Annotated in this window: 20 protein-coding genes; 16 read left to right on the forward strand and 4 right to left on the reverse strand. The window is 64.4% G+C overall.

Annotated features, from left to right (window positions below):
* Nucleotides 1-119: 119 nt before the first annotated feature.
* Nucleotides 120-1,004, reverse strand: a complete 885-nt coding sequence (locus tag ACU4IU_RS10105) for an alpha/beta hydrolase family protein (protein WP_139467463.1) — start codon at nucleotides 1,002-1,004, stop codon at nucleotides 120-122.
* 193 nt (nucleotides 1,005-1,197) lie between these two features.
* Between ACU4IU_RS10105 and ACU4IU_RS10110 the strand changes: the two genes are divergently transcribed.
* Entirely contained in the window at nucleotides 1,198-2,577 is a 1,380-nt protein-coding gene (locus ACU4IU_RS10110) for an MFS transporter (RefSeq protein ID WP_101547017.1), read from the forward strand.
* A 214-nt stretch (nucleotides 2,578-2,791) separates the two neighbouring features.
* Nucleotides 2,792-3,598, forward strand: a complete 807-nt coding sequence (locus tag ACU4IU_RS10115) for a transcriptional regulator (protein WP_446656633.1) — start codon at nucleotides 2,792-2,794, stop codon at nucleotides 3,596-3,598.
* Between the two features lie 159 nt (nucleotides 3,599-3,757).
* Here ACU4IU_RS10115 and purB read toward each other — a convergent pair whose 3' ends face one another.
* A complete protein-coding gene (gene purB, locus ACU4IU_RS10120; protein ID WP_446656634.1) occupies nucleotides 3,758-5,191 on the reverse strand; it encodes an adenylosuccinate lyase in 1,434 nt (477 codons plus the stop codon).
* A 252-nt stretch (nucleotides 5,192-5,443) separates the two neighbouring features.
* On the opposite strand from purB, the gene ACU4IU_RS10125 reads away from it, so the two are divergent.
* The 6 genes from ACU4IU_RS10125 (at nucleotide 5,444) to ACU4IU_RS10150 (ending at nucleotide 12,154) form a co-directional block, all read left to right on the forward strand.
* On the forward strand, nucleotides 5,444-5,689 hold the full coding sequence (locus ACU4IU_RS10125; protein WP_139909343.1) for a hypothetical protein: 246 nt from the start codon (nucleotides 5,444-5,446) through the stop codon (nucleotides 5,687-5,689).
* Nucleotides 5,686-6,429 (forward strand): hypothetical protein, encoded by a 744-nt coding sequence (locus ACU4IU_RS10130; protein WP_446656635.1) that lies wholly within the window; start codon nucleotides 5,686-5,688, stop codon nucleotides 6,427-6,429. Before ACU4IU_RS10125 ends, ACU4IU_RS10130 begins: the two co-directional genes overlap by 4 nt.
* A 130-nt stretch (nucleotides 6,430-6,559) precedes the next feature.
* Nucleotides 6,560-8,077: a hypothetical protein gene (locus ACU4IU_RS10135; protein ID WP_446656636.1), complete on the forward strand. Its 1,518-nt coding sequence runs from the start codon at nucleotides 6,560-6,562 to the stop codon at nucleotides 8,075-8,077.
* Between the two features lie 466 nt (nucleotides 8,078-8,543).
* A complete protein-coding gene (gene pdhA / locus ACU4IU_RS10140; RefSeq protein WP_169253557.1) occupies nucleotides 8,544-9,698 on the forward strand; it encodes a pyruvate dehydrogenase (acetyl-transferring) E1 component subunit alpha in 1,155 nt (384 codons plus the stop codon).
* Complete coding sequence (locus tag ACU4IU_RS10145) at nucleotides 9,698-10,675, forward strand: alpha-ketoacid dehydrogenase subunit beta (RefSeq protein WP_446656637.1); 978 nt, start codon at nucleotides 9,698-9,700, stop codon at nucleotides 10,673-10,675. Before pdhA ends, ACU4IU_RS10145 begins: the two co-directional genes overlap by 1 nt.
* An 18-nt stretch (nucleotides 10,676-10,693) precedes the next feature.
* A complete protein-coding gene (locus ACU4IU_RS10150; RefSeq protein WP_446656638.1) occupies nucleotides 10,694-12,154 on the forward strand; it encodes a dihydrolipoamide acetyltransferase family protein in 1,461 nt (486 codons plus the stop codon).
* Between the two features lie 244 nt (nucleotides 12,155-12,398).
* Here the strand turns inward: ACU4IU_RS10150 and ACU4IU_RS10155 are convergent, their stop codons facing one another.
* Nucleotides 12,399-13,358, reverse strand: coding sequence for a protein kinase (locus tag ACU4IU_RS10155; protein WP_259358453.1), 960 nt, complete (start codon nucleotides 13,356-13,358; stop codon nucleotides 12,399-12,401).
* 586 nt (nucleotides 13,359-13,944) lie between these two features.
* On the opposite strand from ACU4IU_RS10155, the gene rpmB reads away from it, so the two are divergent.
* From rpmB to ACU4IU_RS10190, 7 genes are all read left to right on the forward strand, one after another.
* The gene (gene rpmB / locus ACU4IU_RS10160; RefSeq protein ID WP_025779147.1) at nucleotides 13,945-14,181 is read left to right on the forward strand and encodes a 50S ribosomal protein L28; all 237 of its coding nucleotides are present in this window, start codon (nucleotides 13,945-13,947) and stop codon (nucleotides 14,179-14,181) included.
* Entirely contained in the window at nucleotides 14,181-14,348 is a 168-nt protein-coding gene (rpmG, locus tag ACU4IU_RS10165; protein ID WP_039211931.1) for a 50S ribosomal protein L33, read from the forward strand. The genes rpmB and rpmG overlap by 1 nt, the downstream gene beginning before the upstream one ends.
* Nucleotides 14,349-14,354: 6 nt before the next feature.
* Complete coding sequence (gene rpsN, locus ACU4IU_RS10170; RefSeq protein ID WP_025779151.1) at nucleotides 14,355-14,660, forward strand: 30S ribosomal protein S14; 306 nt, start codon at nucleotides 14,355-14,357, stop codon at nucleotides 14,658-14,660.
* Between the two features lie 69 nt (nucleotides 14,661-14,729).
* Nucleotides 14,730-15,017, forward strand: coding sequence for an HU family DNA-binding protein (locus ACU4IU_RS10175; RefSeq protein WP_025779153.1), 288 nt, complete (start codon nucleotides 14,730-14,732; stop codon nucleotides 15,015-15,017).
* Nucleotides 15,018-15,254: 237 nt separating this feature from the next.
* On the forward strand, nucleotides 15,255-17,312 hold the full coding sequence (locus ACU4IU_RS10180) for a cytochrome c oxidase assembly protein (RefSeq protein WP_446656639.1): 2,058 nt from the start codon (nucleotides 15,255-15,257) through the stop codon (nucleotides 17,310-17,312).
* 399 nt (nucleotides 17,313-17,711) lie between these two features.
* Nucleotides 17,712-19,070, forward strand: coding sequence for an MFS transporter (locus ACU4IU_RS10185; protein WP_446656640.1), 1,359 nt, complete (start codon nucleotides 17,712-17,714; stop codon nucleotides 19,068-19,070).
* Between the two features lie 193 nt (nucleotides 19,071-19,263).
* Nucleotides 19,264-20,010, forward strand: a complete 747-nt coding sequence (locus tag ACU4IU_RS10190) for a 3-hydroxybutyrate dehydrogenase (RefSeq protein WP_446656641.1) — start codon at nucleotides 19,264-19,266, stop codon at nucleotides 20,008-20,010.
* 90 nt (nucleotides 20,011-20,100) lie between these two features.
* Here ACU4IU_RS10190 and ACU4IU_RS10195 read toward each other — a convergent pair whose 3' ends face one another.
* The gene (locus tag ACU4IU_RS10195) at nucleotides 20,101-20,976 is read right to left on the reverse strand and encodes a LysR family transcriptional regulator (protein ID WP_139468973.1); all 876 of its coding nucleotides are present in this window, start codon (nucleotides 20,974-20,976) and stop codon (nucleotides 20,101-20,103) included.
* A 140-nt stretch (nucleotides 20,977-21,116) separates the two neighbouring features.
* On the opposite strand from ACU4IU_RS10195, the gene mmsB reads away from it, so the two are divergent.
* Nucleotides 21,117-22,022 (forward strand): 3-hydroxyisobutyrate dehydrogenase, encoded by a 906-nt coding sequence (gene mmsB / locus ACU4IU_RS10200; protein WP_139468974.1) that lies wholly within the window; start codon nucleotides 21,117-21,119, stop codon nucleotides 22,020-22,022.
* The last annotated feature ends 151 nt before the right edge of the window (nucleotides 22,023-22,173 follow it).

Consider the following 22,173-nt stretch of genomic DNA (forward strand, 5'->3'; position numbering starts at 1 on the left):
GTTCGGCGTCGCCCGCAGTTGAGGGCCGGTCAGTCGAGAAGTGGTCGCAAACGGATACTGGCGACCGGAAAGTGGTCGCAATCGGATATTTCTGGGCGCGGAAGAGCTCCGGCAGTGACCTATTCTTCGGCTGCTCGCGCGTCGAGCCAGTCGAGGATCTCCGGCCAGGCGGCCTCGGCGGTCGATCTGCGCATGAGGCCGTGATGTCCGATGCTCTTCACTCCGAGCTCCTCCGGGGCGAAGGTACGACGAGTCACCGGGGCCAGTCGCAGCCGGTCGGTGATCGCATCGATGAACGCCTGCGTCGCCCAAGGATCGTCTGAGGTGCCGATGGCGAGCACAGGTGTGCGCAGTCGGGAGGCTCGTGCCTCGGCATCGAAGCTCGGGTCGTCGAAGAAGAAGTGGGGGCGGCGCAGCCATTTCGTCCACTCGTAGAGAGCGGCAGCGGGAATGTCCTCACCGAGTCCCACTCGGCTGCCTGGCATGTACCCGAACACCCGAGTGATCGCTCTGCCGAAGACGCCGAGGCCGACTTCCACCCGAAATCGCTCGCTGCGGGGTGCGATTTGGCGCGCCGCCACCATCGCTGTGGCGACCGTGGCGATTCCACTCAGGCGCTGACCGCCGTATCCCAGGAGCAGAGCGTGCCCGCCGACGCTGTGGCCCAACGCCGTATGCGGCAGATCAGTAAATCTCTCCTCCGCCCAGGCGCCCGCTGCCGCCACATCTTCGGAGATCCAGTCGCGCATGCGGATGTGCCGATGTGCGCGAGCTTCCGTTCGATCGCCGACGCCGCGGAAGCCGTAGGTGATCACGGCGAACCCTCTCGCGGCGGCCGCCTCGGCGAAGGAGAAGTAGAAGCGTTCCGGAGTCGCGGTCGCCGGGTGGATCGTCAGCACCGCACGGGGGTCGGCCGTGGGGAGGAAGAGATGTCCCTCGAGGTCGTTGGATCCGTACCGGCTCGGCACCGGGATGCGTACGTCCTGTTTGAGAAGTGAGTCCATATCCTTCAGCGTAATCACCACGACGCCAGGATGCTACTAGTCGGTAATATAATTTTCGGCGTCGCCATCCGTGCCGGCGTGTTCGGCGCCCTCCCAATGCAATCCCCGGCCCGTCCCCGCCGTAATCCTCGGCAGTATTCCACCGAAGTCCTTCGCAGGATCCCATGTCCGAGCGTGCTGGTACGCTCGGGGAATGACCGCGTCGGATCGGAACCATCCCGCATCACCCACTCAGGCGACCAGCCGCGAGCGGGAGAGGGGCCGGCGCAGGTCGATGTTCGTCGCCGCATTCGGCACCGTCGTCGAATGGTACGACTTCTCGATCTTCTTCTATGTCGCCACGACCCTGACCAAGGAGTTCTTCGGCGATCAGACGGATTCTCTGCTGCTGACCCTCGGGGTCGGCGCGGCGGGATTCCTCTTCCGGCCCTTGGGCGCGATGGTCTTCGGCCACCTCGGTGATCGGATCGGACGGCGATCGACGCTCATCATCTCCGCGGTCCTCATGGCGATCTCCATGCTCGGGATCGCGGTGATCCCGAACTACGACACGATCGGCATCTGGGCAGGCGTCCTCATGGTCGCCCTGCGCTGCCTGTCCGGATTCTCCGTCGGCGCGGAATACACGGGAATCATGGTCTTCCTCATGGAATCGGCGGGACCGGGAAAGCGCGGATTGGCGGCCAGCTGGGCTGCGGCCAACAGCGAGGTCGGCGCCCTCTTGGCGGTGGGGTCCGGTGCGCTGCTGGCGAATACGCTCAGCCCCGAGGCAATGGACTCCTGGGGTTGGCGGCTGCTGTTCGTCCTCGGTGCTGTGCTCGCCATCCTCATGGTTCCGCTGCGGTCGATGATGGAGGAGACCGAGACTTTCAAACGGCTGCAGCAGGCAGAGAAGGAGAAGAAGGGCACGAAAGACACGGCCCTCGAGCGCTCCCCGCTCATCACTGCGATCCTCGAACAGCCGCGGGCGATCCTCGTGGCTTTCCTCATCTCCTCGATCGGCTCGGTCAGCTACTTCCTCAACATCACCTATGTGCCCACGTACATCGAAGAGGTGGCGAAGGTCCCGAACTCCGGCTCCCTGGCCCTGGGCACGGTCGCGGCCGTCGTCGCCATCGTCGTCACCCCGTTCTTCGGCCTGGCCTCGGACAGGTTCGGGCGCAAACCCGCCCTGGCCGTTCTCATGGCTGTCTTCGTGTTCACGATCATTCCCGCATACGCTCTGCTGGGCGGCAGCTCCTCGAGTGGGGCGGTCTTCGGTGTTGCGTTCCTCGCAATTCCCGCCGCCGGGTGGAGCGCGGTGGCCGCCGCTATGGTGCCCGAGCAGTTCACCGGCACGAGCCGCTTCTCCGGCATGGCGATCGGCTACAACGTCGCCACCGTCCTCTTCGGCGGTCTCTCGCCGCTCATCGCCACGGCACTCATGTCGTCGACCGGCATCACTCTGGCACCGGCGATCTACGCCACCGTCGTCATCGTCGTCGCCGGAGTCCCGACTCTCATCCTCGCCCGCAGCATGGGCAAGAAGACCCTCGCCGAGGTGGACGCGGACAAGCATCTCGTGCCCGCTTGAGAATGTGGCCGGGGAATTCGCGCGACCCGCTCAAAGCGGCACACCGACGCCTCGCGGAGTGAGCCTCTTCGGGGGCTGCGGCGGATCGGTGACAGACGTTGCCGTTCTGCCACACTCTGCGCACATCTCGCGCTCGATGAACTCATAGGTTGGTTTCAGAACACGCATTCGGGCGAACGACTCCCGGGTGCGAGAGACCGATCAAGGAGTCATCATGAAACGCATGAAGCGTGCCACCTTCACCGCTGCGGCCCTGCTCAGCTGCACACTCGCCTTCTCGGGCTGCTCGCTCATCAGCCAGGCCGTCCAGCCCGAACAGGGCCAGAGCGGAGAGCAGTCGAATGCCGACGCTCAGGATCAGGGCGACCAGGATCAGAACGCTCAGGGTCAGGGCGACCAGAACGGTCAGGAGTCGAGTGCCGACCAGAACGGCCAGGAACAGGCCGGACAGGACCAGACCGGCGGTCAGGACACGAGTTCCGATCAGTCGACCTCGGGCTCCTCGTCGTCGACCTCGTCGGCTGACGGGTCCACGGGTTCGGACTCGGGAGCGTCGTCCGGCAGCCAGGGGCAGGTCAGCATCGGCGAAAGCTTCGAGGATCCGGAGATGCAGGACAAGATCGAGGTGCTCTCTGCGGTGCGGAACTTCGAGTCGTCCAAGAGGGCATCGGCGATCGAACTCGGGGGCGAAGTCGTCCTCCTCGAAGTCAAGATCACCCCAGGGCAGAAATACAGCGGACTCATCCAGTCCGGAGCATTCAAGATCTCCGAAGACGGCGGGGCGGACTACCGATACGACCAGACCGACGGCCTCGAAGCCGAAATGCGAGCTGCTGGCTACGAGCCCTTCGAAGACGTCAGACGCCGAGACGGCGGGACCCACCAGGGCTGGCTCGCCTATGTTCCGAACGAGAAGCAGGACGCCTACACGATCCGCTATGAACGCGGACCCGGCAAGGTGCTGGGAACCGACGAGAAGGTCCCGGAGTTCACGACGACCTTCGACATCCCCTCCGTCTGACTCTCGAGGCTGACTCGCGAGGGCGGCTGCGAACCGTGAGTCATGTGGCTGCGACCCGCCAAGCCTGAGTCAGGGCGGCGTCGGCCGACCAGGGAAATGCACATCGAGGCCGGTCTCCGAATTCGGAGACCGGCCTCGAGGCGTTGTCAGGCCCTGAGATCAGCCTTCGCTGAAGGCCTTCCAGTCCGAGACCTCGGACTCGGCGAGCTGAGCCGCGACACCGGTGTAGGTGGCGGGCGTGAGGGCCTTGAGCAGTTCGGCACGCTCCTCGGGCAGTCCGAGACCGTCGACGAACGTCTGCAGATCAGCTTGGTTGATGCGCTTGCCGCGAGTGAGTTCCTTGAGCGTTTCGTACGGGTTGTCCATTCCCGGCACGCCCTGCAGTCCGGCGGCACGCATGACCGACTGGACGGCTTCACCGAGGACCTCCCAGTTGCCGTCGAGGTCGGCGGCCAGAGCCTCCTCGTTGATGGCGAGCGCACCGAGGCCCTTGACCAGGTTGTTGAGCGCGAGGACCGAGTGGCCGTAGGCGACGCCGATATTGCGCTGCGAGGTCGAGTCGGTGAGGTCGCGCTGCATCCGCGAGGTGATCAGCGTTGAGCTGAGGGAGTCGAGCAGGGCGCAGGAGAGTTCGAGGTTCGCTTCGGCGTTCTCGAAGCGGATCGGGTTGACCTTGTGCGGCATCGTCGACGAACCGGTCGCACCGGCGACGGGGATCTGTTTGAAGTAGTTCATCGAGATGTAGGTCCACATATCGGTGGCCAGGTTGTGTGCGATCCGGTTGAACCGAGCGATATCGGCGAACAGCTCGGAGTTCCAGTCGTGGGACTCGATCTGCGTGGTCAGCGAGTTGAAGGTCAGCCCGAGACGGTCTTCGACGAAGGTGCGGGCGATCTGCGGCCAATCCGCTCCCGGCACAGCGGCCAGATGGGCCGAATAGGTGCCCGTGGCGCCGTTGATCTTGCCGAGGAACTCTGTGGCGGCGATGCGTTCGTACTGACGACGCAGGCGGTGGATGAAGACCGCGAGCTCCTTGCCCATCGTCGTCGGAGTGGCCGGCTGACCGTGGGTGTGGGCGAGCATCGGAACTTCGGCCAGTTCCGCGGCGGACTCGGCGAGAGCGTCGATGAGGGCCTTCGCTCTCGGCAGCCACACCTGTTCGGTGGCACCCTTGATGCCGAGCGCCCAGGACAGGTTGTTGATGTCTTCGGACGTGCAGCAGAAGTGGACGAGCTCGCCGAGGTCCTCGGCGCCGATCGTCACTAGGGCTTCTTTGATTGTGTATTCGACGGCCTTGACGTCATGGACGGTGACGGCTTCATGAGCGGCCAGCGTGGCGATGGTGTCGGCGTCGAAGTCGGCGGCGAAGGCACGCAGTCCGTCGATCTCATCGGGGGTGAGGGTGCGAACGCCCTCGATCACCGAGTTCTGTGCGAGGTGGATGAACCATTCGATCTCAACGATGATGCGGTTGCGGTTGAGCGCCGCCTCGGAGAGATGATCGACGAGGTCAGCGGTGTCTTTGCGGTAGCGACCATCAAGCGGTCCGAGAGCGATGGCGGGCGAGATTTCGGCAAGGGAAACAGTCGGCATGCCCTCATTTTCTCATGAGCGGCGAATCGGAGCGGCACCCGTCCGCGCCGACCGATCGCCAGGCGCCGGCGGGACCACGAGACTCGAGCATCGCCCCTTGTGGATTCGGTGGCGACTTCGACGCCTGTGCCCTGTGGATGCTCAAGCCTCTTCCCCAGCCTTGGAATCGAGGCTTCTCTGCTCGAGCCGCTGCCGCCTACAGTCGAGTGATTCGGGCACGGATGCCGAACAGGCAGGCGGGAGGGCAGAGTCATGATCACTGACGAATTGGAGCGCAATCGTGAGCAGTGGAGGCGTCGAGCGGAGGTGCTGCACTCCCTGGCGCAGAGCTGCCGCCAGATCGACGGATGGGATTCCCCAGCGGGAGCGTTGCTCGATGACCGAGTGGCCTCGTGCGCAGAATCGATCGACGAGTTGGGCGAGAGGGCGGAGAAGCTCGCCGAGGCGTATGACCTCCACCTGCAGGTCGTGTCGGTGGGCGGGCGGATCCAACTGTGAACACTCACCCCACCGAACGTGAGGGCGCCGACATCGACAGTTGGATCGTCGTCGACCTCGACCGGATCAGCAGACTGCCCGAACGGCTGCGTCGTCTTTGGCCGCCCGATCTGCTCCCTCGCCGGGTCGACCGGGACTCCCGAGCCGTCTCGGCGGAGGAGGAGATCTCCGGCGCAGGTTCGGGGGCTGCGGCCGCAGGTTCGGGGACTGGCGCCGCACCCTCGGGAATGGGCGAGGGCAGTGGGGGCGCGAAGCGGGACCTCGATGTGCTCACCGCATGGCTGCGCGGCTTCGCCTCCGAACTCAACCGGGTGCGCACGCGCATCAGCGTCGTCGTGTCATCGGGAGTCGAAACCGTCCACCTGGCACTGTGCCTGGGGCCGGGGATCGCGCATGCGATCCTCGCGTTGCAGGGGGAGGGGCTCGAGGACTTCGCGCGGCACCAGCTGCTGCGCCGGATCGAACCGGGACGGATCGGGCACGTCGTCGAGGATCTCACTGAGCTCGTCGACCAGGACTGTGTGCTCACGCTCAGCTGGGCGTCCGGACGGGGTGCGACAGGACTGGAATTCCTTCGCCGAGAGGGCGGGACATGGTACCGGCCGGTCATCGAGCGCGCCGGCGATTCCGTCACCGTCACCGTCACCGTCGACGATGACGTCGACGCCGGCGAATCAGCGGTGCGAAAGCTGCTGAGCGCCGTGCTCACACGGACGCTGACGGCAGGAGCTCCGAGTTGACGGAGTCAGCACTGACGGCGGCAGCGGCTGAGGGCCGGGAGTTCGTGGCCCCGTGGGCTCGTGGCACCAGCGACCGGCAGGGACCGGGGCATGAGGGCGGCAGCGACCGGGGCATGAGAGGAGACCCGCGATGATCGACTCGACGACCCGCGGAGGCGGACGGATCACCGTCGACGAACGCGCCGACGGCAGCGGAGACGCACTGCAGACCGTCATCGCCGACATCGGTGATCTGTCCGTCGACGCCGCTGTCGGAGACTTCGACCTCGCGACCCTGCTCACCCAGGTCCCCGCCCCGGTGACGGCGCTCAACCTCGATGCCTGCCGGATCCGGTTCCACGCCCAGCTGACCGCCTCGGTGCTCGAACTCGAGGCGACACTGCTCGCCGTTCGAGCCGCTGCCTTCGCATACCGGCAGGCGGAGAAGGGCATCAGCGAAGTCTTCGGCGGACTGCTCGACGCTCTCGGGTACGCGACCGGTCGCATGATCGCACTCAGCCTGCCCGTCATCATTCCCGTTGCGCTCGTCGTCGGCGCTCAGGTCGTCGTGGTCACGAAGATCCTCGACGCCACCGGACTCGACGATGTCATCACCAAGCAGTTCGGCATCGACCTGGGCAAGACGAAGGCGAAAGCGAAGGAAGCGCTGATCACGTTCGCGTTCGAACAGTCCGACGTCACCGGGGCCGTCATCGAGCATGTGCTGCCGGGCTTCGTCGTCGGATTCTTCGGGCTGCCTCCATTCATCCTCGACTCCGACGGCGATCACGCGTTCTGGCCGCACGACTCGACGTCGATGACGATCTGGGTCCTGGCGGGTGCGAACGCGTTCGGACTGCTGCTGCCTTCCGATGTCGAGGTATGGAGGGCGAAAGGCCTGACTCCGCCGCACAAAGAGCCGCCGCGTGATGTCGAAGACCTCTTCATCCGCGAAGCGAACTGCCACAGCGGAGCCGATTCCGGGCAGGTCCGCATCGAGGAGGTCGTCGGACCCGATGGGACGAGTCGCTATATCGTCTACGTCCCGGCCACCACCGACTGGTCTCCGAAGTCGGGTGACAATACGACGGACCTGACGACGAACGTGCAGGGCATGGCCGGCAACGACACCGTGATGCGCGAAATGGTGCGCCAGGCGATCGCCGATGCCGGGATCGGCCGCGGCGCCGAGGTCATGCTCGTCGGATATTCGCAGGGAGGTATCACCGCAGGCTCTCTGGCCGCGGACCCCGCGTTCCTCGACGATGTCAACGTCACTGCCCTGATGACGGTCGGTGCTCCGGTCTCCGATTTCGCCATCGATTCGGGAATCGACGTGCTTTCGATCGAGCACGAACAGGACCTCGTCCCCGATCTCGACGGCAATGAGAACCCGGCGACGAAGAACTGGTCGACGATCACCGTCGACTACGACCCCGACGAACTGCGCAAGGTCCCCGAGTTGGCGGACAAGACCGATGCCGAACTCGATGCGATGTTCGCCTCGGCCGGGGCAGCGCACTCGTCCGTCGCCTATGCGGCCTCGATCGGACTGCTGCTGAAGGGCGGGAATTCCGCAATCGACCGTTTCACCTCGAAGAACTCAGGCTTCTTCACCGGAGACCTTGCGAAGACGCGCGACTACCAGGGCAAGCGCAGACGTCATTGAACTCGGTTTCGCGGAACGGCACTCGGCATCGAAACGATGGGACACCCCGGTGCACCAACGGAGCTCATGGGACCTGCACTCGATCTCCCGAGGATGGGCCGCCCCGGCGAGCGATGGGATCGTGCGAATTCTGCACACGTCTTCCCGAAGAAGGGCCGCCTCGGTGCTCGGATGTGCATTGGTCGGACGATGGAGCATCTCTGCCGTGATCGACAATTGTCCACGGAACGCTTTGGAACTCGGCCACATGTGTCGAGCTCGGGCCATAGTCTGTTCCTGACCTGCACTTTTGATACTCGAACCGCATGGGGAGAGTGGCAAGCAGTGAGTGGATTCGGTATTGTGATATCACCTGTGAATCAGATCACTCGAGGGCGAGTTCTCACATCCGAGGGCCTGCCCGACGGACACGGTCCACCACTGGTCACCTCCGGTGAAGATGGACCTCGAACAAAGGAGAACTGAAATGACCTCCAACATTTCAGTGGGAACCGGCGCTGCCCACAGTCAGTCCTCGGAGCCCAGAATGATCCAGATGCTCACCGAAGACGGAAACCGCGTCGAATCCGGTGAGTACGATGCCTTCGCAGCAGAACTCACCGATGAGGATCTGCGCGGCTTCTACCGGGATATGGTCCTGGTCCGCCGCATCGACGCCGAAGGAGCTGCTCTGCAGCGTCAGGGACAGTTGGGCCTGTGGGCACCTCTGTTCGGACAGGAAGCAGCCCAGATCGGCATGGGACGGGCCGCTCGCCCCCAAGACTTCGTCTTCCCCACCTACCGCGAACACGGCCTCGCCTACACCCGCGGTGTCGAACCCGAAACCCTGCTCAGCATCTTCCGCGGTCAGAACCACGGCGGCTGGGATCCGCAGGAGCACCGCTTCCACACCTACACCATCGTCATCGGCTCGCAGGCCCTGCACGCCACCGGCTACGCCATGGGCATCTCCATGGACGGCGACGTCGGCACCGGCGACATCGAACGCGACACTGTCTCCATCGCCTGCTTCGGCGATGGTGCGACCTCGCAGGGTGACGTCTCCGAGGCGCTGACCTTCGCCGGAGCCTTCCACGCCCCGGTTCTGTTCTTCTGCCAGAACAACCAGTGGGCCATCTCCGAACCCACTCACGTCCAGTCCGCAGCCCCGCTGTCGACCCGCGGCGAAGGATTCGGAGTCCCCGGCATCCGCGTCGACGGCAACGACATCATCGCGATGTACTCCGTGGCCCGCGCCAGCCTCGACTCCGTGCGCGCCGGCCACGGCCCGATGCTCATCGAAGCCTTCACCTATCGTCGCGGCGCCCACACCACGGCCGATGATCCGACGAAGTACCGCGACAAGGCCGAAGAGGAGATCTGGGAGGACCGCGACCCGATCACCCGCCTCAAGGCCTACCTGGACAAGCACACCGAGACCAGCGACGAATTCTTCGCCGAGGTGGACGCCGAGGCCGACACCCTCGCCGCCCGCATCCGCCACAACTGCATGACCATGGAGAACCCCGACGGCGTCGAGATGTTCGCCCATGTCACCGCGGAACCCCACTCCCTCGTCGACGAGGAACGTGCCGAATTCCTGGCATACCAGGCCTCGTTCGCCGATGCGGGTGAGGCCTGATGGAGAAACTTCCCCTCTCGAAGGCGATCACCGCCGGAATGCGCAAGGCCATGGAGGACGACCCGAAGGTCGTCCTCATCGGCGAGGACATCGGCAAACTCGGCGGCGTCTTCCGCGTCACCGAGGGTCTGCAGAAGGACTTCGGTCCGCAGCGTGTCATCGATGCCCCGCTGGCCGAATCCGGCATCGTCGGCACCTCGATCGGCATGGCCATCCGCGGCTACCGTCCCGTCATCGAGATCCAGTTCGACGCGTTCATCTTCCCGGCCTATGACCAGATCGTCACCCAGGTGGCGAAGCTGTACAACCGCACCCTGGGCAAAGAGAACATCCCGTTGGTCATCCGCGTGCCCTACGGCGGCGGCATCGGCTCACCCGAGCACCATTCGGAGAGCCCCGAGACCGTGTTCGCCCACCATGCGGGACTGCGGCTCATATCCCCGTCGAACGCTCATGACGCGTACTGGATGATCCAGGACGCAATCAAGAGCGAGGATCCGGTGATGTTCTTCGAACCCAAGCGTCGCTACTGGATGCGCGGGGACGTCGACACGTCGGCCCGAGGCGAGCTGGGCATGCATGACGCCCGCGTCGTGTCCGAAGGCACCGACGTCACCCTCGTCGCCTACGGCCCGCTGGTGCCGACCGCGCAGGACGTGGTCACCGCGGCCGCCGAGGAAGGCAAGAGCGTCGAACTCATCGACCTGCGCAGCCTCAGCCCGATCGACTTCACCGCGATCGAGAAGTCCGTGACGAAGACCGGCCGACTGGTCGTCGCCCATGAGGCTCCGACCTTCCTGGGACTGGGTTCGGAGATCGCCGCGCGCATCACCGAACGCTGCTTCTTCAACCTCGAAGCCCCGGTCATCCGGGTCGGCGGCTACCACACCCCGTACCCCGGTTCGCGGATGGAAGAGCACTACCTGCCCGACCTCGATCGCATCTTCGATGGTGTCGATCGGGCCCTGTCCTACTGATTTCGAGGAGAGTCAAGAATGTCATTCGAATTTCCTCTTCCCGACGTCGGTGAGGGCCTGACCGAGGCCGACATCGTCGCGTGGAAGGTCGCCCCCGGCGACACTGTCACCGTCAACCAGATTCTCGTTGAGATCGAGACCGCGAAATCGCTCGTCGAGCTGCCCAGTCCGCAGGCCGGCACCGTCGGTGCGCTCCTTGTCGAGGAGGGCCAGACCATCGAGGTCGGCACCCCGATCATCCGGTTCGGCGGAGATGATGCCAACACCGAGGCGGCCCCCGCCTCCGCTGATGCGCCGGCTTCCGGTTCGGCTGAGAAGTCGGTCGATGCCTCCGGTGATGCCGACGGCGGAGCCACTCTCGTCGGTTATGGAGCGAAGGAGACGTCGTCGAAGCGGCGTCCGCGGAAGGGCGCTTCCGTCCCCGCTCCCGCCGCTAGCGCCGCTCCCGCAGCGTCGGCTGCCCCGGTTGCCTCAGCTGCCCAGGCTGCGGAGGCGGCCGCGCCTGCACCGGCCGCGGCTCCGGCGGCTCAGGCACAGTCGGCGTCGGCACCTGCTCCGGCAGCGCAGTCGCAGTCCGCTTCGGCTCCCGCTTCACCGAGCAAGCCGCTGGCGAAGCCGCCCGTGCGGAAGCTCGCGAAGGATCTGGGGGTCGACCTCTCCCAGGTGACACCGACCGGGCCCCGCGGGGACGTCACGCGCGACGATGTGCACGCCGCCGCCAACCGGACCGCCGCTCCCACCTCGGGTGCGACGGCACCGGCGGCCGCCTCGGCGAGTGATCAGGGAGCGCTGGAAGAGCGGATCCCGTTCAAGGGCGTGACGAAGATGATGGCGAAGGCCATGGTCGATTCGGCATTCACGATGCCGCACGTCACCGAGTTCCTCGACGTCGACGTCACCGAGACGATGGCGATGGTCCGCCGGCTGAAGTCGACGAAGTTCCTGGGCGAGGACGTCAAGGTCTCGCCGCTGCTCATCGTCGCCAAGGCAGTGGCGTGGGCCGTGGGACGCAACCCGCGGATCAACTCATGCCTCGACGGTGACGAGATCGTCGTGAAGAAGTACGTCAACCTCGGCATCGCGGCCGCCACTCCGCGCGGGCTGATCGTGCCGAACATCAAGAACGCGCAGGCCATGGGTCTGGGCGAACTGGCGCAGGGCATACAGGATCTCACCGCTCTGGCGCGGTCGGGCAAGACACCGCCGGCCGATCAGGCCGGGGGCACGATCACGATCACGAATGTCGGCGTCTTCGGAGTCGATGCCGGTACGCCGATCATCAATCCGGGTGAGGCCGCGATCCTCGCATTCGGGCAGGTCCGGAAGAAGCCGTGGGTGGTGGGCGACGAGATCGTTCCGCGTGAGGTCACCACGCTGTCGGTCAGCGCCGATCATCGAGTCGTCGACGGCGAGATCATCTCGAAGTTCCTCGCCGACGTCGGCCGGGGTCTGGAGGACCCGACTCTGATGTTGGCCTGATTCTCGTTTTGGCGTCGGCTCCTAGCCGACTCTGGGAACTTGAGCGCCCCGGCTTCGCATAGTGCGAGGCTGGGGCGTTCTGTTCTCTTGGATAGTCGCGGCCCAGTTCGAGTCAGACAGCACCTGTTCAAATCTGGGCTATCTGACTCAGACGGGGCCGTGAGCGGATGGCAGGACTGTGACGATCACCCTGCCCACGGGCGGAGCCGATCCTCAAACGCAAGGGGCGGTCCGACGGTGCGGTCTACCCGTCGAGGTAGGCGCTGTTGTCCTTGGGGCTGCCGTCTTTGACGAGTCGCTTGGCAATGCAGTGGTTGCGGTCGAGACCCCACGAGCGGCACTGGTCGAGGGCCTGCTCCGGATTGCTGTAGCCGGTGTCGACGACCGTGACCCAGTAGCTGCCGTCCTTGTACGAGGCCCAGTCGCCGCTGTGGATGAGGATTGCGCCCGGGTACTTGACCTTGTTGGCCTCGTACTCGTTGAGGATGTCCTGCGCTGACCAGGTCTTGCCGTCGGCCTTGAGGCCGACGTTCTTCGCGCTCACCTGAGTCACCCACTCACCTTCGAGGTCAGCGGCTTTCTCGGTGCCTTCTTCGGTATAGGCGTCGAGCTGGTCTTCCGGGCTCTTCGTCGGTTGGACAAGGTCATCCGAAGGGCTGGGCGACGAGCTGGCCGGCTCGCTGGATCCGACATCCACAGGGACGGTTCCCGAGGACGGCGCGAGCCACCGGATACCGAAGAATCCCACCAAGGCCAGAACCATGAGTATGGCGATGATGACGACAGCGATCTTCAGACCATTGCGCGAGGAAGAATCGTCTTGGACGGTGGGCGGAAACTGTGGGGAAGGAGGAGTCTGGGCTCCATTCTGTGTCGAGCCGCCGACGCCATTGCCGGCACCACCGCCGGCAGGCTGCTGAGACTGCTGAGAATTCACATACTGGTGGGAACCGGCAGAGTGAGCGTCATCGAAGGGTGAGCGTCCGGCAGGGGCGAAGACATTGCCGCTGCGAGCTTTCGAGATCGACTGTTCCCCCGTGTGCCGTTCGAGGTACTCGTAGTAGGTCGAGTTGTCGAAATCGGCAGACGAACGTTCCGCGTCATTCCCGTACGACGGGGTCTGACCAGCAGATTCACCTGAACCCTTGTGCCAGTCGTCGCTAGTCGCCGGACGAATGCGCGGCCTCTGTGGAACGTCGCTCATCAGTCCTCCTGAATGCCAGATGTGGTGGCAATCATCTACTTACCTTGGCACGAGTCGAGCAGTCGTTCAACAGGATCGCCGACAGGACGCGTTGCCGACGAAAGCCTACTGCGGAAATCACCGAGTTGGCTTGGCCCCAGCTGTGAAAGTCCCTCCGGGCGTCGACAAAGGTCCCTCCGGGCATCGATGACGACCGTACAAGCCCTTCCACGCGGGCGATTTCAGTGACGAAGGCCCCACCGCAGAAACCAGGATGAATTTGCCCTCCGGCCCGGCATCTCAGTAAGATTGATTCTTGTTGTGTCGTAGCAGGCAGGTCACCGATCGATCTGCTAGGACACACATGGTGCTCACCCACCGCTGCACTCCAGCTTCGGCCATCTCTCACAGGCTACGGCTTCAGCGCTGGTGAGACATCTCGCCCGAACGGGCAGACCTGTTTTGGCGTACACAATTTTCACGGTGACAGTCGAGAAAATTTGTTGATGTCTTCCGACATCGGCGCAAGCAAGCGGAGAGGGCACGCAAGTGCAATCCCGCAGGGGCTTGTTTCGAGAGTCGGTAACTTGTGAACTGGAGGAGAGACATGGCAGCAACCTGCCAGGTAACCGGGGCAGTCCCCGGTTTCGGACACAACGTGTCCCACTCGAAGCGCCGCACGAAGCGCCGCTTCAACCCGAACATTCAGAAAAAGCGCTACTACGTTCCGTCGTTGCGCCGCAACGTCACGCTGACCCTGTCCGCTAAGGGCATCAAAGTCATCGACGCTCGCGGAATCGACGCTGTGGTCAACGAACTCATCGCCAAGGGAGTGAAGCTCTGATGGCTAAGGCACAGGATGTTCGTCCCATCATCAAGCTCAAGTCGACGGCCGGCACCGGGTTCACCTACGTGACCCGCAAGAACCGCCGCAACACCCCGGACCGCATCGTGCTCAAGAAGTACGATCCCGTAGTCCGCAAGCACGTCGATTTCCGAGAGGAGCGCTGAGCGCACATGGCTAAGAAGTCAAAGATCGCAAAAGACAAGCAGCGTCGCGTCATCGTTGAACGCTATGCAGAGCGCCGCGCGACTCTCAAGCGTCAGCTGACCCACCCCGATTCCACCGATGAGCAGCGCGAGGAAGCACGCCTCGCACTGCAGAAGCTTCCCCGCGATGCTTCGCCGGTTCGCGTTCGCAACCGCGACCAGGTGGATGGCCGTCCGCGTGGCTACCTCCGGAAGTTCGGACTCTCGCGAGTTCGCTTCCGCGAAATGGCACACAACGGCGAGTTGCCCGGCGTTACCAAGTCGAGCTGGTAATCTCGAGGAAGTTCGTCATCGGAAAAACGGACCGGTGACCTACCGACTTGTCCTAAGGAGGACACTTTTATGGCTAAGAACCGCAGTGAGCTCGTTGCAGAAGTTGCCGAGAAGTCCGGCCTGACCCAGAAGCAGGTCTCGGACGTGCTCGATGGTGTCTTCGATGTCTTCTCCGACGTCGTGGCCAAGGGCGAAAAGCTCACCATCCCCGGCTGGCTCTCCGTTGAGCGCACCGAGCGTGCCGCTCGCAAGGGTCGCAACCCGCAGACCGGTGAAGAGATCCAGATCAAGGCCGGCTACTCCGTGAAGCTGTCCGCTGGTTCGAAGCTGAAGGGTGCCGCTGGCAGCCCGAACTGATCAACGCAGCAGCGTCGAATGGCCCGGATCGTACGATCCGGGCCGTTTGCTGTCTCTGAGCGTCTTCAAGCGTCTCAGACCGCCTTCGAACAGGGACGATCGTCGTCCCGTACGACTGAATACATCCTCGCCGAGGCGGCTCCCCGAGATCTCGGCCACGAAGAGATCTCCCGGTTGGCAGTGGCGCGACGCCGAACGATATCCTTGGGTCATGTCAGAAGGGGCGGTCCGCGCGCAGTGAGTTCTACAGGTTTCGAACCGATCACACGGTTCGTGCAACGTGCCACGGTCCCCATCGTCGTCTTCCTCGGGGTGATCGCCGGTCTGGCCGCACTCTTCTTCACCGGAGCAGCCAACCCGACTCTGCTCAATGACCCCGGCTCTGTCGTCCGTTTCGGTCTTCCCGCAGCGAAGTTCGTCTTCAATATTGCGATGTCGCTGACCGTCGGCACCCTCATGTTCGCCGTCCTCATCCTCCCGCGCACGGCCGGCGGTCGCGCCCGCCGGCACAAGGCCACGGACGATGACGTGCCTCTCGACCCGCTGTGGACGAAGGCCATTCAGATCGCCGAATACTCCTCAGTCGTGTGGACGCTGTCCGCGGTCGCCGTGCTCGTCTTCTCATTCGTCGATACTGTGGGCGCCCAGGCCTATCTCGACTTCTCGAACCAACTCGGCGTGTTCGTCACTCAGATCGCCTACGGGCAGCTGTGGGTGCTCATCGTCGTCCTCATCGCTGTCGCCTCGACCCTGTGCTTCGGCACCCGCTCCCATATCGGCATCGCCGCCGCCGGAGTGCTCAGCGTCGCCGTGATCCTCCCCTTGGCTCTGATGGGCCACTCCGCAGAGGCTTCCGGGCACACGCAGGCCGTCAACAGCCTCGGTCTGCATATCCTCGGCGCGGTCCTCTGGCTCGGTGGGCTCTTCGTCATCGCCCTGCTGGGCACCCGGCTGGCCGCCTCGAAGAACCTCAAGCCGATCGTCGAACGGTATTCGACGATCGCCCTCATCGCCTTCGGCCTCATCGTCTTCTCCGGAATCGTCAACTCGCTCCTGCGCGTGCGGGGCTTCGACGATCTCATGACCACGTACGGGCAGGTCATCCTCGCAAAGGCGTTCGCGACGGTCCTGCTCGGTCTGATCGGATTCTGGCACCGTCAGTTCGTCATCTCACGTTTGGGCACAGCCGCCTCGGCGACGGTGGAATTCTGGCGCCTCATCACCGTCGAATTCATCCTCTTCGGGATCACGATGGGAATGGCCGTGGCCTTGGCCCGGTCGCAGCCGCCCGTGCCGCAGGAGCCGGTGGGCGACCCCACCCCGGCAGAGATCCTCACCGGTGATCCGCTGCCGCCCAAGCCGAACCTGTCCCGCTACTTCAGCGAATGGTCGATGGATCCGCTGTGGATCGCGATCGCAGCGGGCGCCTCGATCGCCTACGTCGTGGCGTTCATCAACCTCCGCCGCCGAGGCGACAAATGGCCGGTGCTGCGCCTCATCAGCTGGCTCGTGGGCATGGTCTTCCTCGTCTACGTCACCTCGGGCGGACCCCGTGTCTACGGCGAGGTGCAGTTCTCCGCGCACATGATCGAGCACATGCTCCTGGTCATGGTCGTACCCCTGCCGCTCGTGCTCGGCGCACCGATCACGATGCTCATGCGCGGAACGAAGGCGCGCACGGACGGGTCCGTCGGCCTGCGCGAATGGGTGCTCTGGCTCGTCCATACTCCGTACCTGCGCTTCTTCGCGCACCCGATCGTGGCGAGTGTGAACTTCGCGGGTTCGCTGGTCGTCTTCTACTACTCGGGCATCATGTACTACGCGCTCGATACTCATATCGGGCACGAACTGATGATCGCGCACTTCCTCGGCGCCGGGTACCTGTTCGCCCAAGCCCTCATCGGCATCGATCCGGGCGTCAAGCGCCCTGTCTTCCCGATGCGGCTCGTGATGCTGCTGGTGACGATGGCCTTCCACGCCTTCTTCGGCATTTCGATCATGAGTTCGAACGTGCTGATCGCCGGAGACTGGTTCGGCAACGTCGGCGCAGGATGGGGCTACACGGCGATCGACGACCAGCAGCTCGGCGGTTCCATCGCGTGGGGCATCGGCGAATTCCCGACCCTGTTCATCGCGATCATGGTCTGCGTCCAATGGGCGAAGTCCTCGGACCGGGAGGCCAAGCGCATCGACCGCAGCGAAGACCGCACCGACGACGCCGAGCTGCGCGCCTACAATGCGATGCTCGCCTCGATGGCCGAACGCGATGCGAAGGCGCCTCCGCGCCGACGGTGAGTTTCGGGGTTGTGCTCCATGCGCTGACTGCGGTGGTACCTCGATGGCCGGCGTGGTGATCAGACGCGGGGGTGCTGGCCTGACGCGCAGGGACGATTCGCGCCGCAATGGGCCTTGCGAGCTCGCAGCAGTCACAGCTGACTGCTGCACAACCGCTGTGCACGAATGTGCACCGGAAATTCTCGGATTATGGCCAGGTCGTTACCAAAAACTCCGTAACGTGGCGCACACTGATCCTTGGATGAGAAATATCCAAGCGCCCGAAACACTGCGCTGAAGCAGGGGTACACCGGCCGCACCGATGCGGTCTGAGTGCCCCGGGCTGTCAGCCGGTCGGCGCCAGAGCAAGCCTATTCGCGCATTCAACGGTGACGCGGATTGTGGAAACGAAGGAGTCCCATGAGTTCTCAGAACAATGCTGAGAGGAAGTCGATCCGCGCTCAGCTGCGCAAGGTCGTCGCTGCCTCGATGGCCGGAACGGTCGTCGAATGGTACGAGTTCTTCCTCTACGGTTCGGCCGCCACGCTGGTGTTCAACCACATTCTGTTCCCGCCTTCCGACAATCCGCTGACGCCGATCCTGGCAGGCTTCGCCACCTACGCAGTCGGATTCATCGCCCGCCCCGTCGGCGGCATCGTCTTCGGTCACTTCGGCGACAAGTACGGACGCAAGAAGCTGCTGCAGCTCTCGATCGTCCTCGTCGGTGTGGCCACGTTCCTCATGGGCTGTCTGCCGACCTTCGACCAGATCGGCTACCTCGCTCCGATCCTGCTCGTGCTGCTGCGTGTGGTCCAGGGCTTCGCAGTCGGCGGCGAATGGGGCGGAGCTGTCCTCCTCGTGGCCGAGCACGCTCCGAACAAGGAGCGCGGTTTCTGGGCATCATTCCCGCAGTCCGGCGTGCCCTTGGGCAACCTGCTGGCCACCGCGGTTCTCTTCGTCCTCACTGCAACGCTGACCGAAGAGCACTTCCTGTCGTGGGGCTGGCGCATTTCGTTCTGGCTCTCGGCCGTCATCGTCCTCATCGGCTACTACATCCGCACCCGAGTCTCCGATGCGCCGATCTTCGACGAGGTTCAGGCCGAGGAGATCGAGGAAGGCGTCGACTACGGCATCAAGGCCGTATTCAAGCGCTACCCGCGGGAGGTCTTCGCCGCGATGGGCCTGCGCTTCGTCGAGAACATCCACTACTACCTCGTGGTGACCTTCTCGATCACCTACCTCGCCACGCAGGTGAAGATCGAATCCGCCGAGATCCTCGGCCTCCTCCTCGGCGCCCACGCGATCCACGCAGTCCTCGTTCCGCTCGTCGGTGCCGCCACCGACCGGATCGGACGCAAGATGCCCTACGCCGTGGGCATCATCCTGACCGCGAGCTGGGGCTTCTTCGCCTTCCCGATGTATGACACCGGCAGTGCCGGCATGATCTTCCTCGCCCTCCTCATCGGTCTCGTCTTCCACGCACTGATGTACGCGGGCCAACCGGCGATCATGTCCGAGATGTTCCCGACCCGCATGCGGAACTCGGGCGTCTCGACCGGCTACCAGGTGACGGCCATCGTCGCCGGATCCTTCGCGCCGATCATCGCCACCGCACTGCTCGACGCCTTCGGCTCCTCGGTGCCGATCGCGCTCTACCTGCTGGCCGCTGCGATCATCTCGTTCATCGCACTCATGTTCACCCGCGAGACCAAGGGGATCGACCTGCGCTCGCTCGACCATGCAGACAAGGTGCGCCGCGGAGTCGCCACGGCCAGCTGAGGCCGGATGGTGACCCGGTGAGGGGCGGTGTCGGTGAATATCGGCACCGCCCCTTTGCCTGGCGCCGAGCTCGCCTGTCGGACTGCGACCTACGCTCGGCAGCCGCCTCGGCGCCCACCTCGATGATTCCTCGGTCTCCGCAGGGTGCAAGATGGACACGTACGACAGACTCGAACCACGAAAGGCACATCTCATGGGAGACCTCACCGGCAAACGCGCCCTCGTCACCGGCGGAGCATCCGGGCTCGGAAAAGCGATCGCACAGTCGTTCGCGCGGGCCGGAGCATCTGTCACCGTCGCCGATGTCGACGCCGACTCGGCACAGGCCGTCGCCGACGACATCGGCGGCGAAGCGTGGGCAGTCAACCTGGCGGACACCGCGGCGCTGGACGGCACCGAGCTCGACGTCGACATCCTCGTCAACAACGCCGGCATCCAGCGGATCCACCCGATCACGGAATTTCCGCTCGAGGACTGGCGGCTGATCAATACGCTCATGCTCGAAGCGCCGTTCGTGCTCACGAAGGCGGTGCTGCCGAAGATGTACGAACGCGGTTGGGGACGCATCATCAACCTCTCCTCCGTCCACGGTCTGCGGGCCTCGGCGAACAAGTCCGCGTACGTCGCGGCCAAGCACGGTCTCATGGGACTGACGAAGACGACTGCACTCGAGGCCGGTCCGCACGGAGTGACGTGCAATGCGATCAATCCCGGCTACGTGCTCACGCCACTGGTGAAGGGACAGATCGCCGATCAGGCGAAGACTCACGGCATCAGCGAGGACGAGGTCCTCGAGCAGGTCTTCCTCGGCCATTCCGCGGTGCCCAAGCTCGCCGAACCCGAGGACGTCGCGGCGATCGCGACCTTCCTGGCCGGGGACCATGCCGCTGTCATCAACGGCAGCGCTCACAGCATCGACGGCGGCTGGGTGGCCGCCTGAACTCTCCAGCATCTCGCTCCCCCTCCCAGAACTACCTGACGGCGGCCCAGCTACCTCGCGCGAGGTAGCTGGGCCGCCGTCAGGTAGCAATTAGAGGGATTCTAGGACTTTGCGGACTCCGGCGTTGCGCAGGGACTCGTGGCGGACCGAGGCCCAATACGACACCTGCTTGGAGAACAGCTCGGGCAGCACCTGCACCAAGCGGGAGTTTCCGTGGGCGAGGAAGTCGGGCAGGATGCCGATCCCGGCACCGTGCGAGGTCGCGAGCACATGCGCATGCACCGAGGTAGACCGGAAGAATCCCTTCCCGCGCGGAAGTGCGTCGGCCGCCTCGTCGAGATCATCGACCCGCAGCGAATTCTCGATGTAGTAGACCATCCGGTGGTCGGCCAGATCATCCAGCGTCTGCGGCATCGGATGCGAGGCGATGTAATCCTGCGAAGCGTAGAGCTGGAGCCGGTAGTCGCGGATGTGCTTGGCGATCGAGCGCGGGGCATCCGGACGTCCCACGACGATTTCGATATCGACGCCCGACCGATACTGCCGGGCCCGCTGCGTAGCGGTGATCAGTTCGATCTGCAGTCCCGGGTGCTGCCCCTGCAGTTCGGTAAGCGCCGGAACGGCGTACTCAAGGGCGAAGGCCTGCGGGCACGCCAGCCGGATCGTTCCGGACAGAGCGGAATTCGAATGCGCATCGATGCGCCCCAGAGCGGCCTCGATGTCCTCGGCGATCGGCAGCAGCTGACGCCCGGCGGCGCTGAGCTCCCACCCGTCGGGCGAGGCCACGAGCACGCGATCGCCGTACGCCTTCTCAAGCGCGGCGATGCGTCTGGACACGGTCGTGTGGTTGAGGCCGAGGCTGTGTGCCGCGGCCGTGAACTTCCCCAGCCGGGCGACGGCGAGCAGAGTCAGCAGATCCTCGGGGGCGATCTGCGGACCGGAACTGCCAGGTGCATAGGAAGCCATAGTGGCCCCATTCTATCTGCGTACGCGCACATAACCGGTGCGGAAGAGGTGAGGCTCCCCGCCGGACTTCCGCGCGTTCACTGGCGTACTGTGAGAGGGAACACGTAAGAGTTGCTGAACATGATGCGAGGAGGCATATTATGTCGACGATTGGATGGGTTGGCCTGGGAAATATGGGCCGCCCGATGACTGCGAACCTGGTCAAGGCCGGTCACACCGTCAATGGTTTCGATCTCGTCCCCGAGGCCGTGGACGCAGCCGCGAAGAGCGGGGTGAACCCCGTGAGTTCCATCGCCGAGGCGGTCGCCGGTGCCGATATCGTCTTCACGATGCTGCCCAAGGGCGAGCACGCGCGCACCGCATACCTCGAGCCCGACGGAGTCCTGGCCAACGCAGACCGGAAGACCCTCCTCATCGATTCCTCGACGATCGACTTCGATTCGGCCCGCCTCCTCCACTCCGAGGCGAAGAAGGCAGGCTTCCGCCTCATCGACGGTCCCGTCTCCGGCGGCGTCACCGGTGCCGAGGCCGGCACCTTGACGTTCATGCTCGGCGGCGACGACGCCGACATCGAAGAGGCCCGACCCGTCATCGAGGCAATGGCCGGGAACATCTTCCACGCCGGCGGTGACGCCGCAGGTCAGGCCGCGAAGATCGTCAACAACATGATGCTCTCGATCAGCCTTCAGGGTGTCGTCGAAGGCGCTGTACTGGCCGATCGCTTCGGCCTCGATCCGAAGGTCTTCCACGATATTGCCAAGGTGTCCTCCGGCGACTCCTGGCCGCTGCGGACCTGGTATCCGGTGCCCGGCGTGACCACCACGGCCGCGGCGAACAACGAGTTCAAGCCCGGTTTCGCCACCGCACTCATGCACAAGGACGTCGGCCTGGCCCTCGCCGGCGCCGAGACCCAGGGAGTCGACCTCCCGGCGGCCACCCTCGTCCATGCACAGCTGCAGAAGCTCATTGACGAAGACCTCGGCGGACTCGACACCTCCGCGCTGATCAAGAACATCGACCCGAACGCCGAGGGCCTGCCGAAGTAAGCACTCAACCGACGCCGATGCGGTTGGAACAACCGACGCCGAGGCGGTTGGAACAAGCACAGCCCGCTCACAACGGCGGCACCGAGCTGCGGACGATCCAGGTCGAGGAATCACGATGATTTCGACCCGGATCGTCCGCATTTCGTTTCTC

Source organism: Brevibacterium sp. CSND-B09 (assembly GCF_052906525.1).

Bases quoted from the DNA above. Each gene is read 5' to 3' on its own strand.
- ACU4IU_RS10155 (WP_259358453.1), bottom strand. From the start codon at position 13,358: ATGAGCGACGTTCCACAGAGGCCGCGCATTCGTCCGGCGACTAGCGAC.
- ACU4IU_RS10190 (WP_446656641.1), top strand. From the start codon at position 19,264: ATGGGAGACCTCACCGGCAAACGCGCCCTCGTCACCGGCGGAGCATCC.
- ACU4IU_RS10150 (WP_446656638.1), top strand. From the start codon at position 10,694: ATGTCATTCGAATTTCCTCTTCCCGACGTCGGTGAGGGCCTGACCGAG.
- ACU4IU_RS10115 (WP_446656633.1), top strand. From the start codon at position 2,792: ATGAAACGCATGAAGCGTGCCACCTTCACCGCTGCGGCCCTGCTCAGC.
- ACU4IU_RS10125 (WP_139909343.1), top strand. From the start codon at position 5,444: ATGATCACTGACGAATTGGAGCGCAATCGTGAGCAGTGGAGGCGTCGA.
- ACU4IU_RS10145 (WP_446656637.1), top strand. From the start codon at position 9,698: ATGGAGAAACTTCCCCTCTCGAAGGCGATCACCGCCGGAATGCGCAAG.
- ACU4IU_RS10105 (WP_139467463.1), bottom strand. From the start codon at position 1,004: ATGGACTCACTTCTCAAACAGGACGTACGCATCCCGGTGCCGAGCCGG.
- ACU4IU_RS10175 (WP_025779153.1), top strand. From the start codon at position 14,730: ATGGCTAAGAACCGCAGTGAGCTCGTTGCAGAAGTTGCCGAGAAGTCC.
- pdhA (WP_169253557.1), top strand. From the start codon at position 8,544: ATGACCTCCAACATTTCAGTGGGAACCGGCGCTGCCCACAGTCAGTCC.
- rpmB (WP_025779147.1), top strand. From the start codon at position 13,945: ATGGCAGCAACCTGCCAGGTAACCGGGGCAGTCCCCGGTTTCGGACAC.
- rpmG (WP_039211931.1), top strand. From the start codon at position 14,181: ATGGCTAAGGCACAGGATGTTCGTCCCATCATCAAGCTCAAGTCGACG.
- ACU4IU_RS10195 (WP_139468973.1), bottom strand. From the start codon at position 20,976: ATGGCTTCCTATGCACCTGGCAGTTCCGGTCCGCAGATCGCCCCCGAG.
- mmsB (WP_139468974.1), top strand. From the start codon at position 21,117: ATGTCGACGATTGGATGGGTTGGCCTGGGAAATATGGGCCGCCCGATG.
- ACU4IU_RS10135 (WP_446656636.1), top strand. From the start codon at position 6,560: ATGATCGACTCGACGACCCGCGGAGGCGGACGGATCACCGTCGACGAA.
- purB (WP_446656634.1), bottom strand. From the start codon at position 5,191: ATGCCGACTGTTTCCCTTGCCGAAATCTCGCCCGCCATCGCTCTCGGA.
- ACU4IU_RS10110 (WP_101547017.1), top strand. From the start codon at position 1,198: ATGACCGCGTCGGATCGGAACCATCCCGCATCACCCACTCAGGCGACC.
- rpsN (WP_025779151.1), top strand. From the start codon at position 14,355: ATGGCTAAGAAGTCAAAGATCGCAAAAGACAAGCAGCGTCGCGTCATC.
- ACU4IU_RS10185 (WP_446656640.1), top strand. From the start codon at position 17,712: ATGAGTTCTCAGAACAATGCTGAGAGGAAGTCGATCCGCGCTCAGCTG.